The sequence below is a fragment of the Nonomuraea sp. NPDC059194 genome (assembly GCF_042754765.1).
Classification (GTDB): Bacteria; Actinomycetota; Actinomycetes; order Streptosporangiales; family Streptosporangiaceae; genus Nonomuraea.
Window position 1 is genome coordinate 14,221 of record NZ_JBHZBH010000043.1, and the last position, 24,307, is coordinate 38,527.

The 24,307-nt window shown below is 70.0% G+C and carries 25 protein-coding genes; 9 read left to right on the top strand and 16 right to left on the bottom strand.

Translation table 11 applies throughout. From position 1 onward, the window contains the following. Nucleotides 1-23: 23 nt before the first annotated feature. The 5 genes from ACFXJ8_RS36250 to ACFXJ8_RS36270 are packed head-to-tail and all read right to left on the bottom strand — an operon-like array spanning nucleotide 24 to nucleotide 4,507. On the bottom strand, nucleotides 24-1,190 hold the full coding sequence (locus ACFXJ8_RS36250) for a lipid-transfer protein (RefSeq protein WP_379648817.1): 1,167 nt from the start codon (nucleotides 1,188-1,190) through the stop codon (nucleotides 24-26). After that, entirely contained in the window at nucleotides 1,187-1,624 is a 438-nt protein-coding gene (locus tag ACFXJ8_RS36255) for a MaoC family dehydratase (protein ID WP_379648819.1), read from the bottom strand. Before ACFXJ8_RS36255 ends, ACFXJ8_RS36250 begins: the two co-directional genes overlap by 4 nt. Continuing rightward, entirely contained in the window at nucleotides 1,624-2,508 is an 885-nt protein-coding gene (locus tag ACFXJ8_RS36260) for a bifunctional MaoC family dehydratase N-terminal/OB-fold nucleic acid binding domain-containing protein (protein ID WP_379648821.1), read from the bottom strand. Before ACFXJ8_RS36260 ends, ACFXJ8_RS36255 begins: the two co-directional genes overlap by 1 nt. Further along, complete coding sequence (locus ACFXJ8_RS36265) at nucleotides 2,505-3,659, bottom strand: acyl-CoA dehydrogenase family protein (protein ID WP_379648823.1); 1,155 nt, start codon at nucleotides 3,657-3,659, stop codon at nucleotides 2,505-2,507. The genes ACFXJ8_RS36260 and ACFXJ8_RS36265 overlap by 4 nt, the downstream gene beginning before the upstream one ends. Further along, on the bottom strand, nucleotides 3,659-4,507 hold the full coding sequence (locus tag ACFXJ8_RS36270) for an acyl-CoA dehydrogenase family protein (RefSeq protein WP_379648825.1): 849 nt from the start codon (nucleotides 4,505-4,507) through the stop codon (nucleotides 3,659-3,661). Before ACFXJ8_RS36270 ends, ACFXJ8_RS36265 begins: the two co-directional genes overlap by 1 nt. Nucleotides 4,508-4,684: 177 nt before the next feature. Between ACFXJ8_RS36270 and ACFXJ8_RS36275 the strand changes: the two genes are divergently transcribed. Beyond that, complete coding sequence (locus ACFXJ8_RS36275; RefSeq protein ID WP_379648827.1) at nucleotides 4,685-5,299, top strand: TetR family transcriptional regulator; 615 nt, start codon at nucleotides 4,685-4,687, stop codon at nucleotides 5,297-5,299. A 5-nt stretch (nucleotides 5,300-5,304) separates the two neighbouring features. Here the strand turns inward: ACFXJ8_RS36275 and ACFXJ8_RS36280 are convergent, their stop codons facing one another. Beyond that, complete coding sequence (locus ACFXJ8_RS36280) at nucleotides 5,305-5,931, bottom strand: flavin reductase family protein (RefSeq protein WP_379648828.1); 627 nt, start codon at nucleotides 5,929-5,931, stop codon at nucleotides 5,305-5,307. A gap of 59 nt (nucleotides 5,932-5,990) precedes the next feature. Here ACFXJ8_RS36280 and ACFXJ8_RS36285 point away from each other — a divergent pair, with 59 nt between their 5' ends. The 4 genes from ACFXJ8_RS36285 to ACFXJ8_RS36300 all read left to right on the top strand — a co-directional run bounded on the left by ACFXJ8_RS36285 (nucleotide 5,991) and on the right by ACFXJ8_RS36300 (nucleotide 9,295). Next, nucleotides 5,991-6,941: an NADP-dependent oxidoreductase gene (locus tag ACFXJ8_RS36285; protein ID WP_379648830.1), complete on the top strand. Its 951-nt coding sequence runs from the start codon at nucleotides 5,991-5,993 to the stop codon at nucleotides 6,939-6,941. Between the two features lie 44 nt (nucleotides 6,942-6,985). Then, complete coding sequence (locus ACFXJ8_RS36290; RefSeq protein ID WP_379648832.1) at nucleotides 6,986-8,104, top strand: steroid 3-ketoacyl-CoA thiolase; 1,119 nt, start codon at nucleotides 6,986-6,988, stop codon at nucleotides 8,102-8,104. A 71-nt stretch (nucleotides 8,105-8,175) separates the two neighbouring features. Beyond that, nucleotides 8,176-8,847, top strand: coding sequence for a FadR/GntR family transcriptional regulator (locus ACFXJ8_RS36295; RefSeq protein WP_379648834.1), 672 nt, complete (start codon nucleotides 8,176-8,178; stop codon nucleotides 8,845-8,847). Nucleotides 8,848-8,962: 115 nt separating this feature from the next. Continuing rightward, nucleotides 8,963-9,295 carry a hypothetical protein gene (locus ACFXJ8_RS36300; protein WP_379648836.1) on the top strand — a complete coding sequence of 111 codons (333 nt, stop codon included), beginning with the start codon at nucleotides 8,963-8,965 and terminating at the stop codon, nucleotides 9,293-9,295. A gap of 100 nt (nucleotides 9,296-9,395) precedes the next feature. On the opposite strand, the gene ACFXJ8_RS36305 is transcribed toward ACFXJ8_RS36300, so the two are convergent. Beyond that, nucleotides 9,396-9,872 carry a GtrA family protein gene (locus ACFXJ8_RS36305; RefSeq protein WP_379648838.1) on the bottom strand — a complete coding sequence of 159 codons (477 nt, stop codon included), beginning with the start codon at nucleotides 9,870-9,872 and terminating at the stop codon, nucleotides 9,396-9,398. A gap of 148 nt (nucleotides 9,873-10,020) precedes the next feature. On the opposite strand from ACFXJ8_RS36305, the gene ACFXJ8_RS36310 reads away from it, so the two are divergent. Both ACFXJ8_RS36310 and ACFXJ8_RS36315 read left to right on the top strand, forming a co-directional pair. Further along, nucleotides 10,021-10,461, top strand: coding sequence for a GNAT family N-acetyltransferase (locus ACFXJ8_RS36310; RefSeq protein WP_379648840.1), 441 nt, complete (start codon nucleotides 10,021-10,023; stop codon nucleotides 10,459-10,461). Nucleotides 10,462-10,470: 9 nt separating this feature from the next. Further along, on the top strand, nucleotides 10,471-11,412 hold the full coding sequence (locus tag ACFXJ8_RS36315; RefSeq protein WP_379648842.1) for a DNA polymerase ligase N-terminal domain-containing protein: 942 nt from the start codon (nucleotides 10,471-10,473) through the stop codon (nucleotides 11,410-11,412). Here ACFXJ8_RS36315 and ACFXJ8_RS36320 read toward each other — a convergent pair. Further along, a complete protein-coding gene (locus tag ACFXJ8_RS36320) occupies nucleotides 11,403-12,251 on the bottom strand; it encodes an SDR family oxidoreductase (RefSeq protein ID WP_379648844.1) in 849 nt (282 codons plus the stop codon). The genes ACFXJ8_RS36315 and ACFXJ8_RS36320 overlap by 10 nt on opposite strands. A 117-nt stretch (nucleotides 12,252-12,368) precedes the next feature. Between ACFXJ8_RS36320 and ACFXJ8_RS36325 the strand changes: the two genes are divergently transcribed. Beyond that, nucleotides 12,369-12,956, top strand: coding sequence for a TetR/AcrR family transcriptional regulator (locus ACFXJ8_RS36325; RefSeq protein ID WP_379648845.1), 588 nt, complete (start codon nucleotides 12,369-12,371; stop codon nucleotides 12,954-12,956). Here the strand turns inward: ACFXJ8_RS36325 and ACFXJ8_RS36330 are convergent, their stop codons facing one another. The 8 genes from ACFXJ8_RS36330 to ACFXJ8_RS36365 are packed head-to-tail and all read right to left on the bottom strand — an operon-like array spanning nucleotide 12,957 to nucleotide 20,536. After that, nucleotides 12,957-13,859 carry an aldo/keto reductase gene (locus tag ACFXJ8_RS36330; RefSeq protein WP_379648847.1) on the bottom strand — a complete coding sequence of 301 codons (903 nt, stop codon included), beginning with the start codon at nucleotides 13,857-13,859 and terminating at the stop codon, nucleotides 12,957-12,959. It abuts the gene before it with no gap. Continuing rightward, a complete protein-coding gene (locus ACFXJ8_RS36335) occupies nucleotides 13,856-14,161 on the bottom strand; it encodes an L-rhamnose mutarotase (RefSeq protein WP_379648849.1) in 306 nt (101 codons plus the stop codon). Before ACFXJ8_RS36335 ends, ACFXJ8_RS36330 begins: the two co-directional genes overlap by 4 nt. Next, nucleotides 14,161-15,123, bottom strand: coding sequence for an ABC transporter permease (locus tag ACFXJ8_RS36340; RefSeq protein ID WP_379648851.1), 963 nt, complete (start codon nucleotides 15,121-15,123; stop codon nucleotides 14,161-14,163). Before ACFXJ8_RS36340 ends, ACFXJ8_RS36335 begins: the two co-directional genes overlap by 1 nt. Before the next feature lie 5 nt (nucleotides 15,124-15,128). Next, nucleotides 15,129-16,601: a sugar ABC transporter ATP-binding protein gene (locus tag ACFXJ8_RS36345; RefSeq protein ID WP_379648853.1), complete on the bottom strand. Its 1,473-nt coding sequence runs from the start codon at nucleotides 16,599-16,601 to the stop codon at nucleotides 15,129-15,131. Next, the gene (locus tag ACFXJ8_RS36350; protein WP_379648855.1) at nucleotides 16,598-17,641 is read right to left on the bottom strand and encodes a sugar ABC transporter substrate-binding protein; all 1,044 of its coding nucleotides are present in this window, start codon (nucleotides 17,639-17,641) and stop codon (nucleotides 16,598-16,600) included. The genes ACFXJ8_RS36345 and ACFXJ8_RS36350 overlap by 4 nt, the downstream gene beginning before the upstream one ends. After that, nucleotides 17,638-18,408, bottom strand: coding sequence for an SDR family NAD(P)-dependent oxidoreductase (locus tag ACFXJ8_RS36355; RefSeq protein WP_379648857.1), 771 nt, complete (start codon nucleotides 18,406-18,408; stop codon nucleotides 17,638-17,640). Before ACFXJ8_RS36355 ends, ACFXJ8_RS36350 begins: the two co-directional genes overlap by 4 nt. Next, nucleotides 18,405-19,694: an L-fuconate dehydratase gene (locus tag ACFXJ8_RS36360; protein ID WP_379648859.1), complete on the bottom strand. Its 1,290-nt coding sequence runs from the start codon at nucleotides 19,692-19,694 to the stop codon at nucleotides 18,405-18,407. The genes ACFXJ8_RS36355 and ACFXJ8_RS36360 overlap by 4 nt, the downstream gene beginning before the upstream one ends. After that, nucleotides 19,691-20,536, bottom strand: a complete 846-nt coding sequence (locus ACFXJ8_RS36365) for a fumarylacetoacetate hydrolase family protein (protein ID WP_379648861.1) — start codon at nucleotides 20,534-20,536, stop codon at nucleotides 19,691-19,693. Before ACFXJ8_RS36365 ends, ACFXJ8_RS36360 begins: the two co-directional genes overlap by 4 nt. Nucleotides 20,537-20,768: 232 nt before the next feature. On the opposite strand from ACFXJ8_RS36365, the gene ACFXJ8_RS36370 reads away from it, so the two are divergent. After that, on the top strand, nucleotides 20,769-24,059 hold the full coding sequence (locus ACFXJ8_RS36370; RefSeq protein ID WP_379648863.1) for a glycoside hydrolase N-terminal domain-containing protein: 3,291 nt from the start codon (nucleotides 20,769-20,771) through the stop codon (nucleotides 24,057-24,059). Nucleotides 24,060-24,307: the final 248 nt, after the last annotated feature.

Below are 24,307 nucleotides of genomic sequence, written 5' to 3' on the forward strand. Positions count from 1 at the left end.
CGGAGCGCCGCCGCCATCCGGGGTCAGGCGTCGCCGGTGAGGACGAGCCCGCTGGTCGGCACACCCGTCCCAGCGGTGACCAGCACGTTGGTCGCCCCTACCACCTGGTTGACCGAGGTGCCCCTGATCTGGCGGACGGCCTCGGCGATGCCGTTCATACCGTGGATGTAGGCCTCGCCGAGCTGGCCGCCGTGCGGGTTGACCGGCAGGCGTCCGCCAAGCGAGATGCCGCCGTCCTTGACGTAGTCCTTGGCCTCTCCCCTGCCGCAGAAGCCGAGCTCTTCGAGCTGGTTGAGGACGAAGGGCGTGAAGTGGTCGTAGAGGATCGCGGTCTGGATGTCCGCAGGCGTCAGACCCGACATTTCCCACAATTTCGTGCCGACCACTGACATCTCGGGAAGGCCGGTCATGTCGTCGCGGTAGTAGCTGGTCATCATCATCTGGCCCGCGCCTGAGCCCTGCGCCGCCGCCGCGATCACCGCTGGCGAACGCCGCAGGTCACGGGCCCGCTCCGTCGAGGTGACGACGACCGCCACCGCGCCGTCGCTCTCCTGGCAGCAGTCGAGCAGGTGCAGCGGCTCCACGATCCACCGCGACGCCTGGTGCTCCTCCAGCGTGATCGGCCTGCCGTGGAACCACGCCGCGGGATTGGTGGCCGCGTGCCCGCGCATCGCCACCGCCACCCTGCCGAAGTCCTCGGAGGTGGCTCCCGATGCATGCATGTACCTGCGGGCGAACATCGCCACCCACGCCGCAGGGGTCATCAGCCCGTACGGCACGTGCCAGCTCATCTCGAGTCCCTGGGAGGACGGCTCCCCGCCCACCCTGGCGTCGGGCTGGCCGAACCTGCGCCCCGAACGCTCGTTGAAGGCCCGGTAGCACACCACGGTTCGGGCCGCGCCCGTCGCGACCGCCATCGCCGCGTGCATGACGGTGCCGCACGCCGCGCCGCCGCCGTAGTGGACGCGGGAGAAGAAGGTCAGATCGCCGATGCCGACCTCGCGGGCGACGGCGATCTCCTGGTTGGTGTCCTGGGTGTAGGTGACCAGGCCGTCCACGTCGGACGGCGTCAGCCCGGCGTCGTCGAGCGCGGCGAGCACGGCGTCGGCGGCCAGCCGTAACTCCGAACGCCCCGACTCCTTGCTGAACTCCGTGGCCCCGATGCCCGCGATCGCCGCCCGCGACCTCACGCGCGCTCCCGGGGCCTGGCCGTACCGGAGTCGTGCAGCCGGAAGGCGACGGTGGCCGTGGCGTGGTCGCCGAGGCTCACCTTCCCGCGCACCTCGACCGTGTACTCGCCGTCCTCGATGTCGACGACCGTGCCGGTGAACGAGAGCCGGTCGCCCGCGTAGGCGGGCACGCCGAGCTTGACGTTGATCCGCTTGATGACGGCCTCGGGCCCGATCCAGTCGGTGACGTACCGCTCGACCAGCCCCATCGTGGTGAGGATGTTGAGGAAGATGTCCTTGGAGCCCTGGGCGCGGGCGCCCTCGACGTCGTGGTGGACGGGGGTGAAGTCCATGGTCGCCAGCGCCGTGGAGACGATCAGCGTGGGGGTGAGATCGATAGACAGCTCGGGGAGAACGGAACCCAGCTCGGCCTGTCCTTCGGTCAGCGTACGCATCACGGCTCCCGCGGTGCCCACAGAGGAAGGGTCAATTCTTCGTCGACATCGACGTAGGTCACGCGCAACTCCATACCGATACCCACGTCTTCGATCGGACAGTCCACGATGTTGCCCACAATCCTCACCCCTTCCGGCAGTTCCACCACAGCAACCACAAAGGGCGTCTCCCTTCCCGGAACGGGCGGGTGGTGGTGGATGACGAAGCTGTAGACGCGGCCCTCTCCGCTCGCCACCACGTGGCCGCGGTTGGCCGACCGGCACGACGGGCACAGCGGCCCCGGCGGATGCCTGAGCTCGCCGCAGTCGCCGCAGCGCTGGATGCGCAGCTCGCCGCGCTTCACGCCCTCCCAGAAGAACGCGGTGTCCTGGTTGATCGCCGGTTTCAGCGGATAGGGCTTCTTCTTGAGCTTGGGGCGGAATTTCAGGACCCTGAACAGCATCTCGGCGACCGCCTCGTCACCCGCGTACCAGGTGACGTTCCAGGTCGCGAAGTAGCCCTCGCCGAGCGCCGTGCTCTTGGGGCCCTTCAGCTCGGTGAACCGGGTCGCCGCGCTGACCCGCTCGCCCACCCGCAGGTAGCGGTGGTAGGTGTGCTCGCAGTTGGTGGCGACCACCCCGGTGTACCCGGCGTCGTTGAGCGCGCCCATGATCTCGTCGATCGGCGACGGCTGCCGGGGACCGAGCCCCTGCATCGTCCACACCTGCGCCATCGCGGGCGGCGCCACGCCGTTGGCCAGGTAGGCGGGGTTGGTGTCGCCCATCGCGTCGAGCCAGTGCCTGATCATCGGCTCGTTGACGGCGTCGGGCGCGGGCGCGCCGTCCACCTCGCCGAGCGCGATCTGCTTGTGCGCCAGCTCCATGAGCTCCTCGTGACCGCTCATCGCGGTGGCCTCGGCAGCGACAGGCCCAGCATGGCGATCAGCTCGCGCTGCACCTCGTTGACGCCGCCGCCGAAGGTGAGCACGACCGCCCCCTTCACGCCGTGGTCCACGCGCTCCATGAGCTGGGCGGTCTCGGGGTCGGCGGGGTCGCCGTACCTGGCCAGGACGTCGCAGACGATCCTGCCGATCTCCTGCATCCGCTCCGAGCCGTAGACCTTGGTGGCCGAGGCGTCGGGCGCGCCCAGCCAGCCCAGGTCCATGTTGGCCGCGACCTGCCAGTTGAGCAGCTCGTTGGTGCGGTAGTAGGCGTAGATCCTGGCGATCGCGCGCCGCACGTCCTGGACGCCGAGCAGGTCCTTGGCGCGGGCCCAGGCCAGGAAGCGGTCGTAGGTCTGGGCCAGGTTGCCCGCGGGCCCGAGCGTGACGCGCTCGTGGTTGAGCTGGTTGACGATCAGGTCCCAGCCCCTGTCGACCTCGCCGACGACCATGTCCTGGTGGACCCTGACGTCCTGGTAGTAGGTGGCGTTGGTGTGGTGGCGGCCGTCCATGGTGACGATCGGCGTCCACGAGAAGCCGGGGTCGGCGCAGTCGACGATCATCATCGTGATGCCCTTGTGCTTCTTGGCGTCGGGGTTGGTGCGGGAGGCCAGCCAGATGTACTGCGCGTGGTGCGCGCCGCTGGTGAAGACCTTCTGGCCGTTGACGACATAGTGCTCGCCGTCCTTGACCGCGCTCGTGCGCAGCGCGGCCAGGTCGGTGCCCGCCTCGGGCTCGCTGTAGCCGATGGCGAAGTGGCACTCGCCCGCGAGGATGCGCGGCAGGAAGAAGTCCTTCTGCCGGGGCGTGCCGTACTGCATGAGGGTGGGGCCGACGGTCTGCAGCGTGATGATCGGGTACGGCACGCCCGCCCTGGCGATCTCGTTGGCGAAGATCTGCTGCTCCAGCGGGCCGTATCCGGCTCCGCCGTACTCCTTGGGCCAGCCGAGCCCGAGCTTGCCGTCCCTGCCGAGCCTGCGGCAGTGGTCCAGGTACGCGTGCCCGAACGGGTCCTCGGCGATCTTCTTGCGCTCCTCCTCGGTGAGGCAGGCGCGGAAGTACTCGCGCAGCTCGTCGCGGAGCCTGCGCTGCTCGGGGGTCAGGTCGATCAGCATCAGAGGTGCGCTCCGATCAGGTCGAGCTGGGCGTCGGCGCCGCCGAGCAGGTGGGACAGGTGCTTGGCGTGCCCGAAGTAGCGGTGCAGGGGGTAGGTGACGTCGAGGCCGAGGCCGCCGTGCAGGTGCTGGCAGGTGAACAGCGCTTTGAACGCCTCGCAAGCGTGGAGGCCCGCGATGGCCGCGTCGTCGCCGTCCATGCCCCAGGCGGCCGACCACATCGCGACGTCGAGGGCGCGTGCGGCGATGTAGACGTCGGCGATCTGCATGGTGACGGCCTGGAACTCGGCCAGCGGGCGGCCGAACTGCTTGCGCGTCCTGATGTAGTCGGTGGTGAGCCGGAGCGCTCCGGCGAGGACGCCGCTCGCCTGGGCCGCGACCGCGACGGTGACGATCTTCCGCAGGTCGTGGCCGGGGTCGGCGAGCCGCTCGCTGCGGCCCGGCGTGATCGTGCCCGACGGCTCGCCGGTGGCGGTGAACTCGGGAGTGACGGCGAAGTCGTCGGTGAGGAACAGGCCCTCGTCGGTGGCGTAGAGGACGTGCGTGGCCTGCTGGGCGTAAGGGGCGCTCAGGCCCTTGACGGCGACGGTGGGCAGGCCGGTGACCTGCCTGCCGTACGCGGCCAGGGTGAGGGTGGCGGCGAGCACGGGCAGCGCGGGCACGTCGGCCGCCGCCGCGCCCACCTCGCGCAGGACGACGGCCATCTCGACCGCGCCCAGCCCCTCCTCGGGGGTGCAGATGGCGGCCAGACCGGCCTGCTCCATGGCGGGCCAGGTGGGGTCTCTGGCCAGGAGGTCGGCGGTGAGGGTGCGCAGGTCCTGTTGGGTCTCGTCCAGGGTGAAGTCCACTCAGCTCTCCCGTGTCCCAGCAAGCGCTCGGTCAACCGCTCCGAAAACTAGAACAGATTCTAGTGCGTGTCCAGTGTCCGTCCATGGGGCGAATCCCGAAAGCCCCTGGAGACATGCGCTTCCTTGTGACCAGCGAGTAACAAGCGGGGCGAGTTGGACATCGGATAACGTGTTCTCATGCGCCCTCCGCATGCGACTCTCCCCACACCTCCCGGCAAGGAGGACCAGCCCACCGCAGGCGTCCGCAGCAGAAGCCAGCACCAGCGCCGCAAGCGCATCGTCCAGGCCGCGGCCGCCCTCGCCTCGCGTGGTGGTGTCGAGGCCATGCAGATGCGTACGGTCGCCGAGCGCGCGGGGGTCGCCCTCGGCACCCTCTACCGCTACTTCCCGTCCAAGATGGATCTGGTCGTCGCGGTGGCCGGCGAGGAGCTCGACCTGCTGGAGAGCAGCATCGAACGGCGTCCGCCGAACGCCGCCACCGCCCCAGGGCGCGCGGTCGACGTGCTCATGAGGGCCACCCGCGGCCTGATGCGCGAGCCCGAGCTGGCCGACGCGCTCCTGCGCTCGTTGATCCTGGCCGAGGTCGACACTCCGTTCGGCGACCGGATCGCGGGGCTGCTGCTGCGGGTGGCGGGCGGCGAGCACACCTCCGAGGACGATCTGGTCCTGACCGGGCTCCTGGCCAGCGTGTGGGTGCAGGAGCTGCTCGAGATGCTGCGCGGGCGGCGCACCCACGAGCAGATCCAGCGGCGCATCGAGATCGCCGCCACCCGCCTGCTGTCCGACTTCTGAGGGAGTCAGCCGCGCGGGGTCTGGGAGCGGAAGCTGTGGCCCAGTTCGGCGCCGAGCCCGAAGTAGTGGCGAAAGTTGTAGATCAGCGGGCTCCACCGGCCGGGGTCGACGTACTGGGTGCCGGGCACGACGATGCGCGGGTCGGCGTGGACCTTCAGCACGTGGGCCTCCACGATGAGGAAGTCGCCCGACACGTCGGTCCTGATCCGCTCGGCACGGGCTTCCAGCTGGATCGGGCATCCGGCGACCCTGGGCGGGCCGACCAGCTCGGACGGCTCGGGCCGCAGCCCGGCGGCGGCGAACTTGTCCGGCTCGAAGCGGAAGGCGCCCCGCTTCCCGGAGGGCACCGGGTCGCGGCCGGTCAGCGGGGCCAGGCGCTCCACCGCGGCCCACTGCCCCGGCTCGGGCAGGTTGATCACCAGGTCGGTCCTGGTGGCCAGGTTGCTCCCCGTCTGGCCGTCGACGCCCAGGCCCATGACGACCACCTGGCCGAGCGCCCAGGCGGAGGAGATCGGGGCGAGGTTGGCCGAACCGTCCTCGTTCTCGGTCGACAGCAGCACGACCGGTGTCCCGAAGTAGAGGATGCTCGGTGTGATGGTGACGTGGTCGGCTGCCAGGCCCGTGACATTCATGAGGTCGACCGTATGAGCAGGTCGCTTCGGCGCTCGCCGAAGCGACCAGACTGGAGCCTATGAGAGCCATTAGTCAGGACGTTCTGGGCGGCCCAGAGGTCCTCAAGGAGATCGATCTTCCCGTTCCGACACCCGGGCCGACCGAGGTGCTGGTCAGGGTCCATGCCGCGGGCCTCAACCCGACCGACTGGAAGCACCGGTCGAACGGCGGCCTGCTGGGCGAGCCGCCGTTCGTGCTCGGCTGGGACGTCTCCGGCGTGGTCGAGGCGGTCGGCCTCGGCGTCACCCTCCACCAGCCGGGCGACGAGGTCTTCGGCATGCTGCGCTACCCGTTCTCGCACGGCGCGTTCGCCGAGTACGTGACCGCGCCCGCCAGGACCTTCGTCCGCAAGCCCGCCGGGATCGACCATGTGCAGGCGGGCGCGCTGCCGCTGGCCGCGCTGACGGCGTGGCAGGCGCTGGTCGACACCGCGGGCCTGCGCTCGGGCCAGCGGGTGCTGGTGCACGCCGCCGCCGGTGGCGTCGGCCACCTGGCCGTCCAGATCGCCAAGGCGCGCGGCGCCCATGTCATCGGTACGGCGAGCGCGCCCAAGCACGACTTCCTGCGCTCGCTGGGCGCCGACGAGCTGATCGACTACCGGAGCGTCGACTTCGCCGCGACGGTGAAGGATGTCGACGTCGTTCTCGACACGATCGGCGGCGACTACGGTCGGCGCTCGCTGGAGACGCTCAAGCCCGGCGGCGTCCTCGTCTCGATCGTGCTGTCACGGGTGGACGACGAGGTCGCCGCCATGGCGGGCGCGATGGGCGTGCGGGCGGTGAACATGCTCGTCGAGCCCGACCACGGCGGGATGAGGGCCATCGCGGCGCTGGTCGAGGCGGACAGGCTGCGCGCGGAGATCGCGGCCGTGCTGCCCATGGAGCAGGCGGCCAAGGCGCACGAGCTCGGCGAGACCGGCAGGACCACCGGGAAGATCGTCCTGGAAATCGGGCCTTCCACGAAAAAGTAGAACGCGTTACATTCTGCCTCTAGAGCATCATTCTGGAGGCAGCCATGAGCGCACCGGTGATCGTCGAGGCCGTCAGGACGCCGATCGGCAAGCGGAACGGGTGGCTGTCGCAGCTCAAACCCCAGCAGGTGCTCGCGACCGCGCTCAGGGCGCTGCTCGACCGGGCGGGGCTCGATCCGCGCCTGGTCGAGCAGGCCTTCTCGGGGTGCGTCACCCAGGCGGGAGAGCAGGGCGGCCACGTCGGGCGCTATGCGTGGCTGTATGCGGGCCTGCCGTACCAGACGGGGGTCACCACGATCGACGCGCAGTGCGGCTCGTCGCAGCAGGCCGTGCACCTGGTGGCCGGGCTGATCCAGGCGGGGGTGATCGAGGTCGGCGTGGCGTGCGGGGTCGAGGTGATGAGCAGGGCGCCGCTCGGCAGCAACGTCTTACCGGCCAAGCCCAAGCCCGACGACTGGGCGATCGACCTGCCCGACCAGTTCTCGGCCGCCGAGCGGATCGCCCGGCGGCGGGGGCTGACCAGGGACCGGCTCGACTGGTTCGGCGCCAGGTCGCAGCAGCTCGCGGCCAAGGCCTGGGCGGACGGCAGGTTCACGCGGGAGATCGCGCCCGTGGGCGAGGTCAGCAGGGACCAGGGCCTGCGGGAGACGACCGTGGAGGGCCTGGCGGCGCTGAAGCCGGTGCTCGGCGAGAACGGGTTCCACACCGCGGGCACCTCCTCGCAGATCTCCGACGGGGCGGCGGCGGTGCTGCTCATGAGCGAGTCGGCGGCCAGGCGGCACGGCATGCGGCCGAGGGCCCGCATCCTCGCCCAGACACTGGTGGGCGCCGAGCCGTACTACCACCTCGACGGTCCGGTGGACGCCACGGCGGCGGTGCTCGGCAGGGCCGGGATGACGATCGGCGACATCGACAGGTTCGAGGTGAACGAGGCGTTCGCGTCGGTCGTGCTGTCCTGGGCGTCGGTGCACGAACCCGACCTGGACCGGGTGAACGTCAACGGCGGCGCGATCGCCCTCGGACACCCCGTCGGGGCGACCGGGGCCAGACTGGTGACGTCGGCGCTGCACGAACTGGAGCGCGCGGACCTGTCGACGGCGCTGGTGACGATGTGCGCGGGCGGCGCGCTCGCCACGGCGACCATTCTGGAACGCCTCACCTGACGCCGTCAGCGGTCGATCCTGTCCGCTTCGTGGCCGTACACTCCTAGACATCCGATGTCTAGGGGGAACACGTGGCGGTCACCGACGCGGCGATCGACAAGATCAAGCAGATGATCCTCTCAGGCGAGCTCTCCCCGGGCGACAGGCTGCCCAAGGAGGCCGACCTGGCCGAACGCCTCGGCCTGTCGCGCAACTCACTGCGCGAGGCCGTACGGGCGCTGGCGCTCATCAACGTCCTGGACGTACGGCAGGGCGACGGCACCTACGTCACCAGCCTCGAACCACGGCTCCTGCTCGACACGATGTCGTTCGTCCTCGACCTGCACCGCGACGACACCGTGATCCAGTTCTTCGAGGTGCGCCGCATCCTCGAACCCGCCGCCACCGCGATGGCCGCCCTGACGATGAGCGACGGCGACATCGCCGAGCTGAAGGCGGTGCTCGACTCGCTGCCCGCCGAGCCGACCATCGAGGAGCTGGTGGCCAACGACCTCACCTTCCACCAGCGGATCGCCCAGGGGTCGGGCAACGCGGTCCTGTGCTCGTTCATCGAGAGCCTGTCGGGACCGACCACCAGGGCGCGGATCTGGCGCGGGCTGACCCAGGAGGGCGCACTGGAGAAGACGCAGGAGCAGCACATCGCCATCTACGAGGCGATCGCCTCGCGGCAGCCCGAGGTGGCGCGTTCGTGGGCGATCGTGCACGTGGCCGGGGTGGAATCCTGGCTCAAGAAGGCCCTCTAAGAATTCCGACATATCGCTCATGTAATCCGCTATCAGCATGAAAGGGACATGCAAGTCGCCTTAGGTACAAATATCCACATAGCTCCCCGGAGACCGTACCTAAGGAGAACCTCTCATGTTCGACATCAAGAAGACCTTCGCCGCCGCCACGATCGCCGCCTCCGCCCTCGTCGTCCCCGTGACGATGTCGGCTCAGGCTCAGCCCACCGCCGCCGTCACCAGCGCCGAGACCGCGACCTCCGTCGCCACCCAGGCAAGCACGACCGGCGGCTGCAAGCCTCGCCTCGTCATCAAGAAGGTGAAGAAGGTCAAGAAGATCAACATCGACAACCGCGGCGGCAACATCGGCAACGGCAACGGCGGCAACGCCAACGGCGCGGGTGGCGGCGCCCCTGGCGGCAACGGCGGCAGCAACAACGCCGGCAACATCAACGTCGGCAACGGCTGACCGCCCGCCAGATGATCGATCGTGAAACCGGCGACCACACGTCCTTAGTGACCCGGGGCATGGGCGGCCGACGCGAACAGCGTCGGCCGCCTTCTTCTGTCTAGCGGGACTGCTTGACCTCGGGCAGCTCGGCGGGGATGGGCTCGGTGGCCTCGAGGAAGACCCAGCGCTTGTAGGACCAGAACCGGAACAGCGTGCCGAGGCCGACGCCGACGATGTTGGCGATGTTCATGCTGAGCGGGTCGGTCAGCTTGAGCGTATAGGTGGCGAAGCCGATCACCAGCAGCCCGAACAGCAGCGCGATGCCGTTGAGCAGGAAGAACAGGAAGTACTCCCGGCCGAGCCCGCTCTGCTCGCGGTGGCGGAAGGTCCAGAAGCGGTTGCCCGCGTAGGCGAAGGTCGCCGAGATCACCGTCGCCAGCACCTTGGAGGTCAGCGGGCCCATGCCGATGACGACGTTGAACAGGTTGAGCATGCCCGTGTCGATCACGAAGGCGAGAGCGCCGACGATGCCGAACTTGGTCAGCTCATGGATCATGGTGGCGAACCACCCGTGGAGGCGTTTCACGAACGTCACGTCTCGCCCTCGGTTCCTTTCGGCCCTTGGCTCATTACGGGCACCGCCTCGGATGGCTGCCCTGGACATCACCCATCACACCACTCCCGCGACAGTCCCCGAGCCGGTTTCGGCGTGTCGGGACCGTAGAAGCGTTGATACTCGGTGGATGCGGATGGACGATCTCGAACCCGACAAAGCCCTCCTGGACCTGCAGCACGCCGCCTACGCCGTGGAAGCGGCCCTCATCGGCGACGATCGGATCCCGCCCCTGCGCGAGTCCCTCGACGACCTGCGCGCCGCCCCTCTGTCCTGGCGGGGCGCGTTCGACCACGACGGCACGCTGGTGGGCGCGGTGGCATGGACGGAGAGCGAGGACCTGATCGACATCGACCGGCTCGTCGTCGATCCGCGAGCGCACCGCAAGGGCATCGGGCGGGCGCTGGTCGAAGAACTGCTCGGCATGGTGGGCGCGAGGACGACCGTCGTCGCCACCGGCCGCGACAACGTGCCCGCCAGGACGCTCTACGAGCGGCTCGGCTTCACCAGGATCGAGGATGTGGAGGTGATCGCCGGCCTGTGGATCACCAGGTACCGGCGTAACGGGTAATACCACCTCGTGGCCGACAAGCTGGAGCGCTATCGCGGCAAGAGAGACCCGTCGAAAACGCCTGAGCCGGTGCCGGACGAAGCGCCCGTGACAGGCGGCGACGACACGTTCGTCATCCAGGAGCACCACGCCAGATCGCTGCACTGGGACCTGCGGCTGGAGCGCGACGGCGTGCTCGCCTCGTGGGCGATCCCGAAGGGCCTGCCGGAGGACCCGGCGATCAACCACCTGGCGGTGCACACCGAGGACCATCCGATGGAGTACTCCACGTTCGAGGGCGAGATCCCGCACGGCGAGTACGGCGGCGGCACGATGACGATCTGGGACAGCGGCACCTACGAGACCGAGAAGTGGTCGGAGCGCGAGGTCAAGGTGGTGCTGCACGGCGAGCAGGCGCAGGGCAGGTTCGTGCTGTTCCAGACGCGCGGCAAGAACTGGATGATCCACCGCATGGACCCGCGGCTGCGCGACCCGCTGCCCGACCTCGCCCCGATGCTGCCGGTGCGGCGGGCGAAGCCGCCGAAGAACGCCGGGGAGTACGCGTTCGAGTTCGCGTGGGGCGGGCGCAGGACGCTGGCGCCGATCGAGGGCGGGCGGACGAGCGTGCCGCTGCTCAGGCCGCTGGCCGAGCGGTTCGGCAGCCGTACGGCGGTGCTCGACGGCGAGATCGTCGCGCTGCCCGGCGGCGAGGTGTTCATCGCCTACGACCTGCTCTACGACGACGGGCGGTCGCTGGTCGCCGAGCCGTACCGGAGCAGGAGGGCGGCGCTGGAGGCGCTGGAGATCGCGGGCGCCCGGTGGCAGACCGCGCCCGCCTGGCCGGGTCAGGCGGCGGCGGTACGGCGGGCCGCCCGCGACCAGCGGCTGCCCGGGGTGGTGGCCAAGCGCCTCGACTCGCCCTACGAGGAGGGAGAGTCGAAAGCCTGGGTGTTCGTGCCCTCTCAGGCATGACCCTGCGGCGCCGGGACGGCGTGCTCGGCGGCGCGACTGACCTCCTCCCACCCCGCCCAGGTGGCCATCCGCTGCTGGGAGATGCCGATGGCCAGGTCGTAGACCATGCTGCCGAGCACGAGCCGCAGCGGCGGCTCCTCGCTGTCGACGAGCTTCAGCACCGCCTCGGCGGCCAGGCGCGGTTCGCTGTCGATCGAGCCCTCCGCCCACTGCTTCGCCAGCTCCTCCCGTAGCGGCGCGTAGGGCGGCAACGGCGTAGTCGCGGTCATGCTGGTGTAGAGGTCGGTCCAGTATCCGCCGGGCTGCACGATCGTGAGCTTGACGCCGAACTGCGCGGCCTCCATGGCCAGCGCCTCGCTCATGCCTTCCAGCGCGAACTTGCTCGCGCTGTACAGCCCGGTCGTGGGGAACCCGCCGAGCCCGGCGATGCTGGAGATCTGCACGATGTGCCCGGCCTTCTGCTCCCGCAGGTACGGCATGGCCGCCTGGCTGACCCACAGGGCGCCGAAGAAGTTGACCTCCAGCTGGGCGCGCGCCTCCTCCTCGGTGAACTCCTCGATCATTCCGTTGGACATGGTGCCCGCGTTGTTGACGACGATGTCGAGCCTGCCGAAGTGCTCGTGGGCGGCGGACACCGTGGCCTGGACCGCGGCGCGGTCGGTGACGTCGAGCGGCAGCGCGAGCAGGCTGCTCTCGTAGGTGGCGGCGAGTTCCTGCAGCGGTTCGACGTTCCTGGCCACGGCGACCACCTGGTCGCCGCGCTCCAGCGCGGCCTCGGTGAACGCGCGGCCCAGACCGCGGCTGGCGCCGGTGATGAACCAGGTTCTGGCGGTACGCATAGGTGAGGCCCCTCTCAGTCGAGTCGAGACGGTTCGTCTCGTTTCGTGAGTGCAACTATGCACGCCTTTTGCGAAAACGTCAAGACGGTCCGTCTCGTCTCGTATATGGTGGGGTCCATGACAGCGAACCCGGCCCGGCGCAGCGAGACCTCCCGGCAGGCCATCCTCACCGCCGCCTTCGACCTCGTGGGCGAGGTCGGCTACGCCAAGCTCAGCATCGAGGGCATCGCCGCGCGCGCGGGCGTCGGCAAGCAGACGATCTACCGCTGGTGGCCGTCCAAGGGCGCGGTGCTCTTCGACGCCTTCCTCGCGCTCATGGGCGGAGGGCCCGGCGACGACGCTGCCCTGCCCGACACCGGTGACCTTGCGGCTGACCTCAAGGCGGTCCTGTACGCCACGGTCGACGAGCTCAACGAGCCCCGCTTCGACGAGCCCATGCGCGCGCTCAACACGGAGATCATCCACGACGCCGAGCTGGCCGCCGCCTACGCCGAGCGGCTCGACCAGCCGATGCGGGAGCTCAAGAGGAAGCGGCTGCGAGCGGCCCAGGAGGCGGGACAGCTCGCCGCCGACCTCGATCTTGACCTGGCGATCGACCTGCTGTGGGGGCCGCTGCTCAACCGGTGGATGCAGCGCGGCGGCCCGCTCACCCACGAGTACGTGAGCGCCCTGGTGGACACCGCGCTCAACGGGATGCGCGGTTAGTCAGTCCAGTTCCTCCCACAGCTCCTCGGGTACGGGACGCGCGGCGAGCGCGGCGTTCCTGCGCACCTCGTCGGCGCTCCTGGCGCCCAGCACGATCGAGGCCACGGCGGGATGCCGCAGCGGGAAGGCGATCGCCGCCTGCGGCAGCGTCACGCCGTGCCGCGCGCAGACAGCGGCGATCTTCGTCGCCCGGTCCACGAGCTCGGTGGGCGCGGGCACGTAGTCGAACGTGGCGCCCGGCTCGTCGGTGGCCAGCAGGCCGCTGTTGAACACGCCCGCGGCGATCACCTGGACGCCGCGCGCGGCGCACTCCTCCAGCAGCGGCAGGCCCGTCCGGTCGAGCAGCGTGTAGCGGCCGGCGAGCATGACCACGTCGATGTCGGTCTCCCTGACGAAGCGCAGCGGCAGCCGCCACTGGTTCATCCCGAGGCCGATCGCCTTCACCAGGCCCTCGTCGCGCATCGCGGCCAGCGCCGGGTAGGCCTCGGCGAGCGCCTGCTCGGCGTGGTCGTCGGGGTCATGGATGAGCGCCACGTCGATGGCGGGCAGGCCGAGCCGTACCAGAGAGTCCTCGATCGACCGGCGGACGCCGGAGGCGGAGAAGTCCCACTGCCTGCGCAGACCTGCGGTGACGGCGAAGCCGTCGGGGTCGGGCGCGGGGTCGGCGGGCACCAGCAGCCTGCCGACCTTGGTGGACAGGACGTAGCCCGAACGCCCGGCCAGCGCCGCGCCGAGGCGGCGTTCGGACAGGCCGAGGCCGTAGTGGGGCGCGGTGTCGAACAGCCGCGTGCCGGTGTCCCACGCGGCGTCGACGGCGGAGCGCGCGTCCTCGTCGCTGACCTCGGTGTAGAGGTTGCCGAGGGTCGCGGCGCCGAACCCGAGCCGTGGCAGCGTGAGCGTCACCGCATCTCCCAGACCAGCTTGAGGCCGCCGGAGCCCTTGTCGAAGTCGCCGTCGAGCAGGCGGTTCATCTTCGCCTGCCACGCCTGGTCGGCCGGGTGGTCCCGCATCGCCTCCTGCAGCGCGGCGTAGTCCTCGACCTCGACGAAGTGGAACAGGTCGAGGCCGTCGCGCCAGATCCGCCACGAGTAGACGCCGTGCTCGCGCATCACCTCTTCGAGCTCGGCGGGAATGGTGGCGTGCTCCCTGTCGTAGCGCTCCTCGCACCCCGCCCTGAGCCTGGTCCTCAGCGCCAGTCGCTGCATCAGTCCTGCGCCTTCCCTCCGGCCACGCGGCTGATCATCAGGGCTACCAGGATGATCACTCCGTAGACGAGCTGCTTCCACTCACCCGGCACGCCCTTGAGTGTGAGGATGTTCTCGACCAGGCCGATCACGAGAACGCCGGTGAGGGCGCCGAAGATCGTGCCCTTGCCGCCGTCCATGCTGACGCCGCCGATGACCGCGGCGGCGAAGACCATGAAGATCCAGCCCACACCCTGGTTGGCGCTGATGCCGCCGAGGCGGCCCGTCTCCAGGATTCCGGCCAGCGCGGCCAGCGCGCCGCCGATGATGAACACGCTCCACAGCACCCGCTCCACCCTGATGCCCGCGGCGCGGGCGGCGTCGGCGTTGCCGCCGATGGCGTAGAGAGAACGGCCGAGGCGGAAGTAGCCGAGCGCCACGATGCCGGCCGCGAACAGCACCCCGGCGATCCAGATGGCCGCCGGCAGGCCGAGCCAGCTGGCGCTGCCCAGGTACAGCAGCGAGTCGGGCAGCTCGAACAGGCTCTTGCCGCCGGTCAGGCCCAGGTGCAGACCGTGCACGACGATCAGCATGGCCAGCGTCACGACGAACGCCGACAGCTGGAACTTCAGGATCAGGAACCCGTTGAACGCGCCGATCGCCGCGCCGATGAGCAGGCAGATCGGGATCGCCAGCAGCCCGAGGCCACCGGACGCCGCGGGGATCATCAGCACGGTGATCGCGGGCGCCATGCCGACGGTCGACTCCAGCGACAGGTCGAACTTGCCCGCGATCAGGATCAGCGCCTCGGCCAGCACGACCAGCGCGAGCGCCGACTGCTGCTGCAGAACGTTGATCAGGTTGCCGGGGCTGAGGAACACCGGGTCCACGAACGCGCCCACGACCAGCAGGAGCACGATCACCGGCACCAGCGTCAGGTCGCGAAACCTCGTGAGCTTGAGGCGCGGTGCGGGTGCGGTCATGGTTGTCACTGTTCGATACCTTCCATCACGGCCACGAGCTCGTGGTCACTCCACCCACGCGGCACGTCCTTCACGACCCTGCCGTGGAACATCACCAGCACCCTGTCGCAGACGCGCAGGTCGTCGAGCTCGTCGGAGACCAGCACGGCGCCCGCCCCCCGCTCGACCGCGTCCTCGACCGCGCCGAGCAGCGACTGCTTGGCCTTGACGTCGACGCCCGCCGTCGGGTTGATCACGACGACCGCCCTGGGGTCGTCGGCCAGCGCCCTGGCGAGCACGACCTTCTGCGCGTTGCCGCCCGACAGGTCGCCGACCGGCTGGTCGGGGCCCTCGGTCTTGATGTCCAGATCCTCGATCATCCGTACGGCACGCGCCCGCCGCGCCGCGGGCGAGACGAAGCCGTATTTCCCCAGCTTGTGGGCGATGGGGATGGTGGTGTTCTCGGCGATCGACAGCAGCGGGACGAAGCCCTCGTGGTGCCGGTCCTGGGGGACGAACCCGAGACCCGCCCTGAGCGCCGACGGCACGTCCTTGATCGCGGTGCCGTTCACGCGCACCTCTCCCGCGTCGGCCCTGCGCAGGCCGACCAGCGTCTCGGCGAGCCCGACCTTGCCGCTGCTGCCCGAGCCCGCGAGGCCGACGATCTCGCCGGAGCGCACCTGGAGGTCGACGTCCTCGTAGCGGCCCTTCATCGTGAGACCCGTGGCGGCGAGCACCACGTCGTCGCCTGCCGTACGGGAGCGGTAGGCGTAGGCGGCGCTCGCCTCGCCGGTCATGGCCGCGACCAGCTCGTCGTGCGGCAGGTCGGCGACCGGGCTGGTCATGATGTGCCGGGCGTCGCGGAAGACCGACACGCTCTGGCAGATCTCGTAGACCTCGTCGAGGTGATGGGAGATGAACATCATGGTGACGCCCTGCTCGCGCAGCGAGCGCATGCGCTCGAAGAGCCGGTCGATGGCCGGGCCGTCGAGCTGGGCGGTGGGCTCGTCGAGGATGATGAACCGCGCGCCGAACGACAGCGCGCGGGCGATCTCGACGAGCTGGCGCTGCTCGACGCCGAGGTCGCCGGCCAGCACGTCGGCGTCGATGTCGACCTCGTAGGTCTCCAGCACCTCGCGGGCGCGGGCGCGCAACCCCTTCCAGCTGATCATCCCGCGGTCGGTCTGCCGGTTGAGGAACAGGTTCTCGGCGACCGACAGCTGCGGGATGATCGTCGACTTCTGGTAGACGCAGGCGACCTGCCGCCGCCAGGCGTCCCTGTCGGCGAGAGCGGGCGCAGCCTGTCCCGAGAACAGCACCTCGCCCTCGTCGGGGCGCTGGAGCCCGGTCAGGATCGACACCAGGGTGGACTTCCCCGCGCCGTTCCTGCCGACCAGGGCGTGGGTCTCGCCCTCTTCGATGGTGATGCCGGCCCCGTTCAGCGCGACGGTCGGGCCGAAGCGCTTGACGATGTTCCGGGCTTCAACGTGGTTGCTCATTTGACCTGGTTGCCCCAGAGGTTGGGGTCGTCGACGTTCTCCTTGGTCACCAGCGGCGCGGGCAGCTGGTCCTCCAGACCGTTCGGCAGCTCGATGATGGTCGAGTCATGGTCGGTCGGCCCCGGCTTGAACGTCTTGCCCTCGGCCGCGGCCTTGGCGTAGAAGATCGCGTACTTCGCGTACAGGTCGGCAGGCTGGGAGACGGTCGCGTCGATCTCACCCTTGCGGATCGCCTCGAACTCCTGCGGGATGCCGTCGTTCGACACCACGAACACGTGCTTGGGGTCCTCGGGGGCGACCAGCAGGCCCTTGGCCTTCAGCACCTGGATCGTCGGGGCCAGGTGGACGCCGCCCGCGTGCATGTAGATGCCCTTGACGTCGGGGTTCTGCTCCAGGCGGGTCTGCAGCATCGAGGCCGCCTTGCCGCCGTCCCACTCGGTGGGCTCCTCGAAGACCGTGATCCCGGGGAACTTGGTCTTCATGCACTCGCGGAACGCCTCGGCGCGGTCGCGGCCGTTGACCGACGACAGCGCGCCCATCAGCTCGACGACCTTGCCCTTGCCGCCCAGCTTCTCACCGAGGAACTCGCAGGCCTTGGTGCCGTAGGCGCGGTTGTCGGCGCGCACGACCATGTAGACCTTGCCCTTGTCGGGGCGGGTGTCGACGGTGACGACGGGGATCTTCTTGTTCTCCAGCTGCTGGAGCGTGGAGGCGATGGCGCCGGTGTCCTGCGGGGCCATGACCATGACCTTCGCGCCCTGGCTGACCAGCGCCTGGGTGTTGGCGACCAGCTTGGCCACGTCGTTCTGCGAGTTGGTCGGGTTCATCAGCTCGACCTTGAGCTCGCCAGCCATCTGCGGGACGTACTTGATGTAGGAGTTCCAGAAGTCGGAGTCGGCCCGCGGGTGGTCGATGCCGATCTTGCCGCCCGCGGAGCCGCCCTGGGCGGCGCCCGGGGCGGTGCCGCCGCTGTCGGTGGAGCCGCAGGCGGTGATGAGTGCCAGGAGGGCCGCGCTCGCGACCACGGGGCCGAACTTCATGATGTCGCCTTTTCTCGGGGGGTGTGTTCGTCGTTGCTCTGGCGCAGGCGCAGGCCGTGCATGCCGCCGTCCACGGCGAGCGAGGTGCCGGTGGTCGCGCCCGCCTCGGGGCCGGCCAGGTAGGTGATGGCCGCGGCGACCTCCTGTGCGGAGACCAGGCGGCCCATCGGCTGGCGGGCGTTGAGCGCGGCCCGCTCGGCCGCCGGATCGTCGGCGGCGTCCAGCAGCCTGCCGACCCACGGGGTGTCGGCGGTGCCGGGGTTGACGCAGTTGACCCTGATGCCCTCCCCGACGTGGTCGGCGGCCATCGCCAGCGTCAGCGACAGCACCGCGCCCTTGGTCGCGCTGTACAGCGCCCTGTCAGGCAGCCCCGCCGTGGCCGCGATGGAGCAGGTGTTCACGATCGAGGCGTGACCCGACTTCCTCAGGTACGGCAGCGCCGCCCGCGACACCCGCACCAGGCCGAGCACGTTGACGTCGAACACCCGCTGCCACTCGGCGTCGGGGTTGTCCTCGATCGTGCCCTGCGCGCCGATGCCCGCGTTGTTCACCAGGACGTCGAGACCGCCCATGCGCTCGGCGGCCTCGGCGACGGCCGCACGGACCTGGCCGTCGTCGGCGACGTCGGCCTTGACGCCGATGAACGGCTCGCCCGGCGGGTTGAGGTCAAGGCAGGCGACCTGCCAGCCACGGGCGGCGAACGCCTCGGCCGTCGCCAGGCCGATGCCCGACCCGCCGCCGGTCACGAGAGCTCGGATGACTGTCACTGGTTCCTCCAGACCTCTCCGTCGGGGAAGGAATGGGCGGCGATGGACTCCCTGCGCATCTCGGAGCTGAAACCGGGCCGCGTCGGGGCGGCGTAGCGGCCGCGCTCGATCACGACCGGGTCCTCGAAGTGTTCGTGCAGGTGGTCGACGTACTCGATGACCCGTCCCTCCATCGTGCCCGCGACGGCGACGTAGTCGAACATCGACAGGTGCTGGACCAGCTCGCACAGCCCGACGCCGCCCGCGTGGGGGCAGACCGGCACCCCGAACCTGGCCGCCAGCAGCAGGATCGCGATGTTCTCGTTGACGCCGCCGACCCTGGCCGAGTCGAGCTGGAGGTAGGACAGCGAACCCGCCTGCAGCATCTGCTTGAAGACCATGCGGTTCTGCACGTGCTCGCCCGTGGCGACCTTGATCGGGGCGATGGCCCTGGCGATCGTGGCGTGGCCGAGCACGTCGTCGGGGCTGGTCGGCTCCTCCACCCAGTGCGGGGAGAACTCGGCGAGCGCGTTGACCCAGCGGATGGCCGCGCCGACATCCCACCGCTGGTTGGCGTCGATCGCGATCGGGAAGTCGGGGCCGCAGACCTCGCGGGCGACCCTGAAGCGGCGCACGTCGTCGTCGAGGTCGGCGCCGACCTTCAGCTTGATCTGCCCGAAGCCGTCGTCGAGCGCCTCCTTGCACAGGCGGCGCAGCTTGTCGTCGTCGTAGCCGAGCCAGCCGGGGGAGGTCGTGTAGGCGGGGTAGCCGTGCTCCTTCAGGTGGGCGATCCGCTCGGCCTTGCCGTCCGCGCCCTTGCGCAGTATCCGCAGCGCCTCGTCGCGGGTCAGCGCGTCGCTCAGGTAGCGGAAGTCGACCAGGTCCACGATCTGCTCGGGCGTCATCTCGCCGAGCAGCAGCCACAGCGGCTTGCCTTCGCGCTTGGCCCTGAGGTCCCACAGGGCGTTGACCACGGCGGAGATCGCCATGTGCATGACGCCCTTCTCGGGGCCGAGCCATCGGAGTTGGGAGTCCCAGACCATCTCCTTGTACAGCGCGCCGAGGTCCTCGGCGTCCCTGCCGAGCACGTACGGCTCCAACGCCCTGATCGCGGTGGTCTGCACGTCGTTACCGCGCCCGATCGTGAACGCGAACCCGTGGCCCTCGAACCCGTCGTCGGTCTTCAGCACGACGTAGGCGGCCGAGTAGTCGGGGTCGGGGTTCATCGCGTCGGAGCCGTCGAGCTCCAGCGAGGTGGGGAAGCGGATGTCGTGGGTCTCCATGCCCACGATGCGGTAGGCGCTCATGCCTGGCCCACCGTCTGGCGCTGCCGTCCGAGCCCGTCGATCTCCAGCTCGACCACGTCGCCTTCCCTGAGGTACGGCTGGCCCGGCAGGCCGAGCGCGACCCCGGCCGGCGTGCCGGTGTTGATGACGTCGCCGGGCTCCAGCACCATGAACCGGCTGAGGTAGCGGACGACCTCCGCCACGTCGAAGATCATGTTCTTGCTGTTGCCGTTCTGGCGCTGCTCGCCGTTGACCCACAGCCGCATGCCGAGGTCCTGCGGGTCGCCCACCTCGTCGGCGGTCACCAGCCAGGGGCCGAGCGGGTTGAAGGTCTCGCACGACTTGCCCTTGTCCCACTGCCCGCCGCGCTCCAGCTGGAACTCGCGCTCGGAGACGTCGTTGGAGATCGCGTAACCGGCGATCTTCGTCAGCGCCTCTTCCCGCGACTCCAGGTAGCGGCAGGTCTCGCCGATGACGACGGCGAGCTCGACCTCCCAGTCGGTCTTCACGCTTCCCCGCGGCACCAGGATCTCGTCGTCGGGGCCGACCACGGTGTTGGGCGCCTTCATGAACACGACGGGCTCGGTGGGCGGTGTGGCCCCGGTCTCGGCCGCGTGGTCGCTGTAGTTGAGGCCGATGCACACGATCTTGCCGGGCCTGCCGATCGGCGGACCGACCCGCAGGCTCCCCGCTTCGATCGCCGTCAGTTCGCCGCGCTCCAACGCGGCCCGGACCCGTGCCACTCCCCCGGAAGCGAGGAAAGCCCCGTCGATCTCGGGCTCTCCGATGTCGTACAGGTTTCCCTCGGCGTCCATCACCGCGGGCCTCTCCTGGCCGACCGGTCCAACTCGCAGCAGCTTCACACCGCATCCCTCAGCTATACATCGGATGTCTCGCTACCCGATGCTCGTGGGCGCCCCTGGCGCTGTCAAGCCCTCCACCGCAGATACATCCGATCCGTGACCTGGGTTTCAGTAAGTTAATCCACATACGTGGACCGAAAATCCAACTAAACATCGGGTCGAAGCTCTTGTGACTCCAGTCTTTCAAGTGTTAGCAACGTGGCGCACCCCCTACCAGTCACCGGAGGAATCCGTGGCCCCACGGCTCGCGTTGGTTCTGCTGTCCGCTGTCATGATCGGAGCGACACCCGTGCACACCCCGGCGGCGGCAGCCGCCGCCCCCGACCCGCCCGACGACCTGACTCTCTGGTACGACAAACCGGCCGCCAGCTGGGAGAACCAGTCGCTGCCCATCGGCAACGGCGCGCTCGGCGCGACCGTGTTCGGCGGCGTCGGCACCGAGCAGATCCAGTTCAACGAGAAGACCCTGTGGACCGGCGGCCCCGGCTCCAGGAGCGGATACGACTTCGGCAACTGGAAGAGCCCCAGACCGAACGCGATCGCCGAGGTCCAGGCGCAGATCGACCGCGACGGCAGGATGTCGCCCGGCGCGGTGGCCGCGAAGCTCGGCCAGCCGAAGAGCGGCTTCGGCGCCTACCAGACCTTCGGCGACCTCTGGCTGGACACCGGGCACACCGACGCCACCGGCTACCGCAGGGAGCTGAGCCTGCGCGAGGCCGTGGCCAGGGTCGGCTACACCTCCGGCGGCGTCACCTACGCCCGCGAGTACTTCGCGAGCCATCCGGGCAACGTGATCGTCGGCCGGATCGGCGCTTCGGAGGCGGGCAAGGTCTCCTTCACGTTGCGCACCTCCTCTCCTCGCGACGACAAGAGCGTGAGCGTCAAGGACGGCCGCCTCACCGTCCGCGGCGCGCTGGCCGACAACGGCATGGCGTTCGAGTCGCAGGTCCAGGTCGTCACCAGCGGCGGCAGCCGTACCGACGGGAGCGATCGGATCACCGTGACCGGCGCCGACAGCGCGGTGTTCGTGCTGTCGGCGGGGACGAACTACGCCGGCTCCTACCCCGCCTACCGGGGCGAGGACCCGCACGCCAAGGTCACCGCGGCAGTCGACCAGGCCGTGGCGCGCGGCTACGACGCGCTGAAGCGCGCCCACCTGGACGACTATCGCGCCCTGTTCGACCGGGTCAGGCTCGACCTCGGGCAGCGGGCCCCGCGCATCCCCACCGACCAGCTCCTGCGGGCCTACACCGGCGGCGGGTCGAGCGACGACAGGGCGCTGGAGGCGATGTTCTTCGCCTACGGCCGCTACCTGCTCATCGCCTCCTCCAGGGAGGGCTCACTTCCGGCGAACCTCCAGGGCGTGTGGAACAACTCCACCAGCCCGCCGTGGTCGGCCGACTACCACGTCAACATCAACCTGCAGATGAACTACTGGCTGGCCGAGCAGACCAACCTCGCCGAGACCACCAGGCCCTACGACGACTTCGTCAAGGCGATGGTCGCCCCTGGGCAGCGGACCGCCAAGGAGATGTTCGGCTCGCGCGGCTGGGTCGTCCACAACGAGACCAACCCGTTCGGCTTCACCGGCGTGCACGACTGGGCGACCGCCTTCTGGTTCCCCGAGGCGGCCGCGTGGACCACGCAGCAACTGTTCGACCACTACCGCTTCGGCGGCGACGTCGAGTACCTGCGCTCGGTCTACCCGGTGATGCGCGAGGCGGCGCTGTTCTGGGTGGACAACCTCCACACCGACCCGCGCGACGGCAAGCTCGTCGTCTCCCCCAGCTACTCCCCCGAACAGGGCGACTTCTCCGCGGGCGCGTCGATGTCACAGCAGATCGTCCACGACCTGTTCACCAACGTGCTGGAGGCCGCCGCCGTCCTCGACCAGGACGAGCCCGAGGTACGGCAGGCGCTGGCCAAGCTCGACCCGGGCCTGCGCGTCGGCCGCTGGGGCCAGCTCCAGGAGTGGAAGAGCGACTGGGACGACCCGAACAACACCCACCGGCACGTCTCCCACCTGTTCGCCCTGCACCCCGGCCGCCAGGTCGCCGCGGGCACCCCGATGGCCGAGGCGGCCAAGATCTCGCTGACCGCGCGCGGCGACGGCGGCACCGGCTGGTCCAAGGCCTGGAAGATCAACTTCTGGGCTCGGCTGCTGGACGGCGACCACGCGTTCAAGATGCTCGGCGAGCAGCTTCGCGGCAGCACGCTGGACAACCTGTGGGACACGCACCCGCCGTTCCAGATCGACGGCAACTTCGGCGCCACCTCGGGCATGGCGGAGATGCTGCTCCAGTCGCAGTCGGGCGTCGTCGACGTCCTGCCGGCGCTGCCCTCGGCCTGGCCCGCGGGCTCGGTCAAGGGGCTGCGCGCCCGCGGCGACGTGACCGTCGACGCCGCGTGGAGCGGCGGCACCGCCACCGAGATCACCTTGCGCGCCGGATCCTCGGGGTCGCTGAAGGTACGCAACAAGGTGATCGGCGGGAGGTATCAGTTGGTGGACTCCGCGGAACGGAAGGTGCAACACACCCGCGAGGGCGACACGATCACCTTCACCGCGCGGGCGGGACACACCTACACGCTCGTCGGGCAGGTGGCCGTCGCGGTGAAGGCGCCCGGTCTCGCAGGGCCCGGCGAGAGCTTCCCAGTCGAGGTCACCGTGTCGGCCACGGGCGGGCGTGCCGTACCGGCCAGTGAGGTCACTTTGTCGATGCCGAACGGGTGGAGCGCCGCCCCCGCCACCGTCCACCTGCCGGGCGTGCCAGGCGGCCGCACCAGGACCGCGACCTTCACCGTCACCTCGGGTCCCGCCGACGGCTCCCGTACGGCCCGCATCGTGGCTACCGCCGCGGGCGGGACGTGGACGGGCACCGGCAGCGCCGTGCTCGCCGTCACCCCCTGCGCGGTGCCCCCGCCGGACAAGCCCGTGGTGGCGTGGGACCCCACCGCTGGTTCGACGATCACCGACACCTCGGGCAACGGCAGGAACGCCACCGTCACCGGCGACGCCGCCTACGACGGCGACGGCGGGCTGGTGCTCGACGGGACCACCTACCTGACGACCGCGCCGACGACGCTGGGGTTCCTGCCCGAGGCGTCGTTCGCGGCCAGGGTCAAGGTGGCGGGGACGGGATACCGGCGGCTGTTCGACTTCCAGCCCTCGGGCGACCCCGGCACCGACGGCGTCCTGATGGACCTGACTCCCGCCAACAAGGTGCGCTTCATCGGGGCCGGGCTGAACGTCACCACCTCCGCGACGGTGCCCACCGGCAGGTACGTCGACCTGGTCGTCACGATGGGCCGCGACGGGACGATCGACGTCTACGTCGACGGTGCGCGCGCGGGCGGGGCGAAGGTGCCCGGCGACGGGATCACCGGCTGCGCCACCAGGCCGCTCCGCTTCGCCGCCGACCAGGGCGGTGGGCAGCGGCTCAGCGGGGCCGTCGACCGGATGGCGATCTTCGCCAGGGCGCTGACAGCGGATGAGGCTCGGGAGTGGCAGCGGCTCGCGTTCTGACGCCTGGACGACACGCGGCCCTCGTGCGGGGGCCGCGTGTTCCGCTTTCCTACCACCGGCTTTCCCGACCACCCGGCTTCTCGGCCAGCGGCTTTCCCGGCCAGCGGCATTCCCGGCCAGCGGCATTCCCGGCCAGCGGCATTCCCGGCCAGCGCGGCTGTCGTGAGGACCGGCCGCGGGGCACTTCGTGTCCGCGGGACTTCTCGTGGCCGCCGGGCCTCTCGTCAGGACCGGCCGCGGGACTTCTC

Bases quoted from the DNA above. Each gene is read 5' to 3' on its own strand.
- ACFXJ8_RS36325 (WP_379648845.1), top strand. From the start codon at position 12,369: ATGACAGCGAACCCGGCCCGGCGCAGCGAGACCTCCCGGCAGGCCATC.
- ACFXJ8_RS36280 (WP_379648828.1), bottom strand. From the start codon at position 5,931: ATGAATGTCACGGGCCTGGCAGCCGACCACGTCACCATCACACCGAGC.
- ACFXJ8_RS36260 (WP_379648821.1), bottom strand. From the start codon at position 2,508: ATGAGCGGTCACGAGGAGCTCATGGAGCTGGCGCACAAGCAGATCGCG.
- ACFXJ8_RS36290 (WP_379648832.1), top strand. From the start codon at position 6,986: ATGAGCGCACCGGTGATCGTCGAGGCCGTCAGGACGCCGATCGGCAAG.
- ACFXJ8_RS36265 (WP_379648823.1), bottom strand. From the start codon at position 3,659: ATGCTGATCGACCTGACCCCCGAGCAGCGCAGGCTCCGCGACGAGCTG.
- ACFXJ8_RS36275 (WP_379648827.1), top strand. From the start codon at position 4,685: ATGCGCCCTCCGCATGCGACTCTCCCCACACCTCCCGGCAAGGAGGAC.
- ACFXJ8_RS36255 (WP_379648819.1), bottom strand. From the start codon at position 1,624: ATGCGTACGCTGACCGAAGGACAGGCCGAGCTGGGTTCCGTTCTCCCC.
- ACFXJ8_RS36335 (WP_379648849.1), bottom strand. From the start codon at position 14,161: ATGCAGCGACTGGCGCTGAGGACCAGGCTCAGGGCGGGGTGCGAGGAG.
- ACFXJ8_RS36340 (WP_379648851.1), bottom strand. From the start codon at position 15,123: ATGACCGCACCCGCACCGCGCCTCAAGCTCACGAGGTTTCGCGACCTG.
- ACFXJ8_RS36285 (WP_379648830.1), top strand. From the start codon at position 5,991: ATGAGAGCCATTAGTCAGGACGTTCTGGGCGGCCCAGAGGTCCTCAAG.
- ACFXJ8_RS36345 (WP_379648853.1), bottom strand. From the start codon at position 16,601: ATGAGCAACCACGTTGAAGCCCGGAACATCGTCAAGCGCTTCGGCCCG.
- ACFXJ8_RS36360 (WP_379648859.1), bottom strand. From the start codon at position 19,694: ATGAGCGCCTACCGCATCGTGGGCATGGAGACCCACGACATCCGCTTC.
- ACFXJ8_RS36310 (WP_379648840.1), top strand. From the start codon at position 10,021: ATGCGGATGGACGATCTCGAACCCGACAAAGCCCTCCTGGACCTGCAG.
- ACFXJ8_RS36350 (WP_379648855.1), bottom strand. From the start codon at position 17,641: ATGAAGTTCGGCCCCGTGGTCGCGAGCGCGGCCCTCCTGGCACTCATC.
- ACFXJ8_RS36300 (WP_379648836.1), top strand. From the start codon at position 8,963: ATGTTCGACATCAAGAAGACCTTCGCCGCCGCCACGATCGCCGCCTCC.
- ACFXJ8_RS36320 (WP_379648844.1), bottom strand. From the start codon at position 12,251: ATGCGTACCGCCAGAACCTGGTTCATCACCGGCGCCAGCCGCGGTCTG.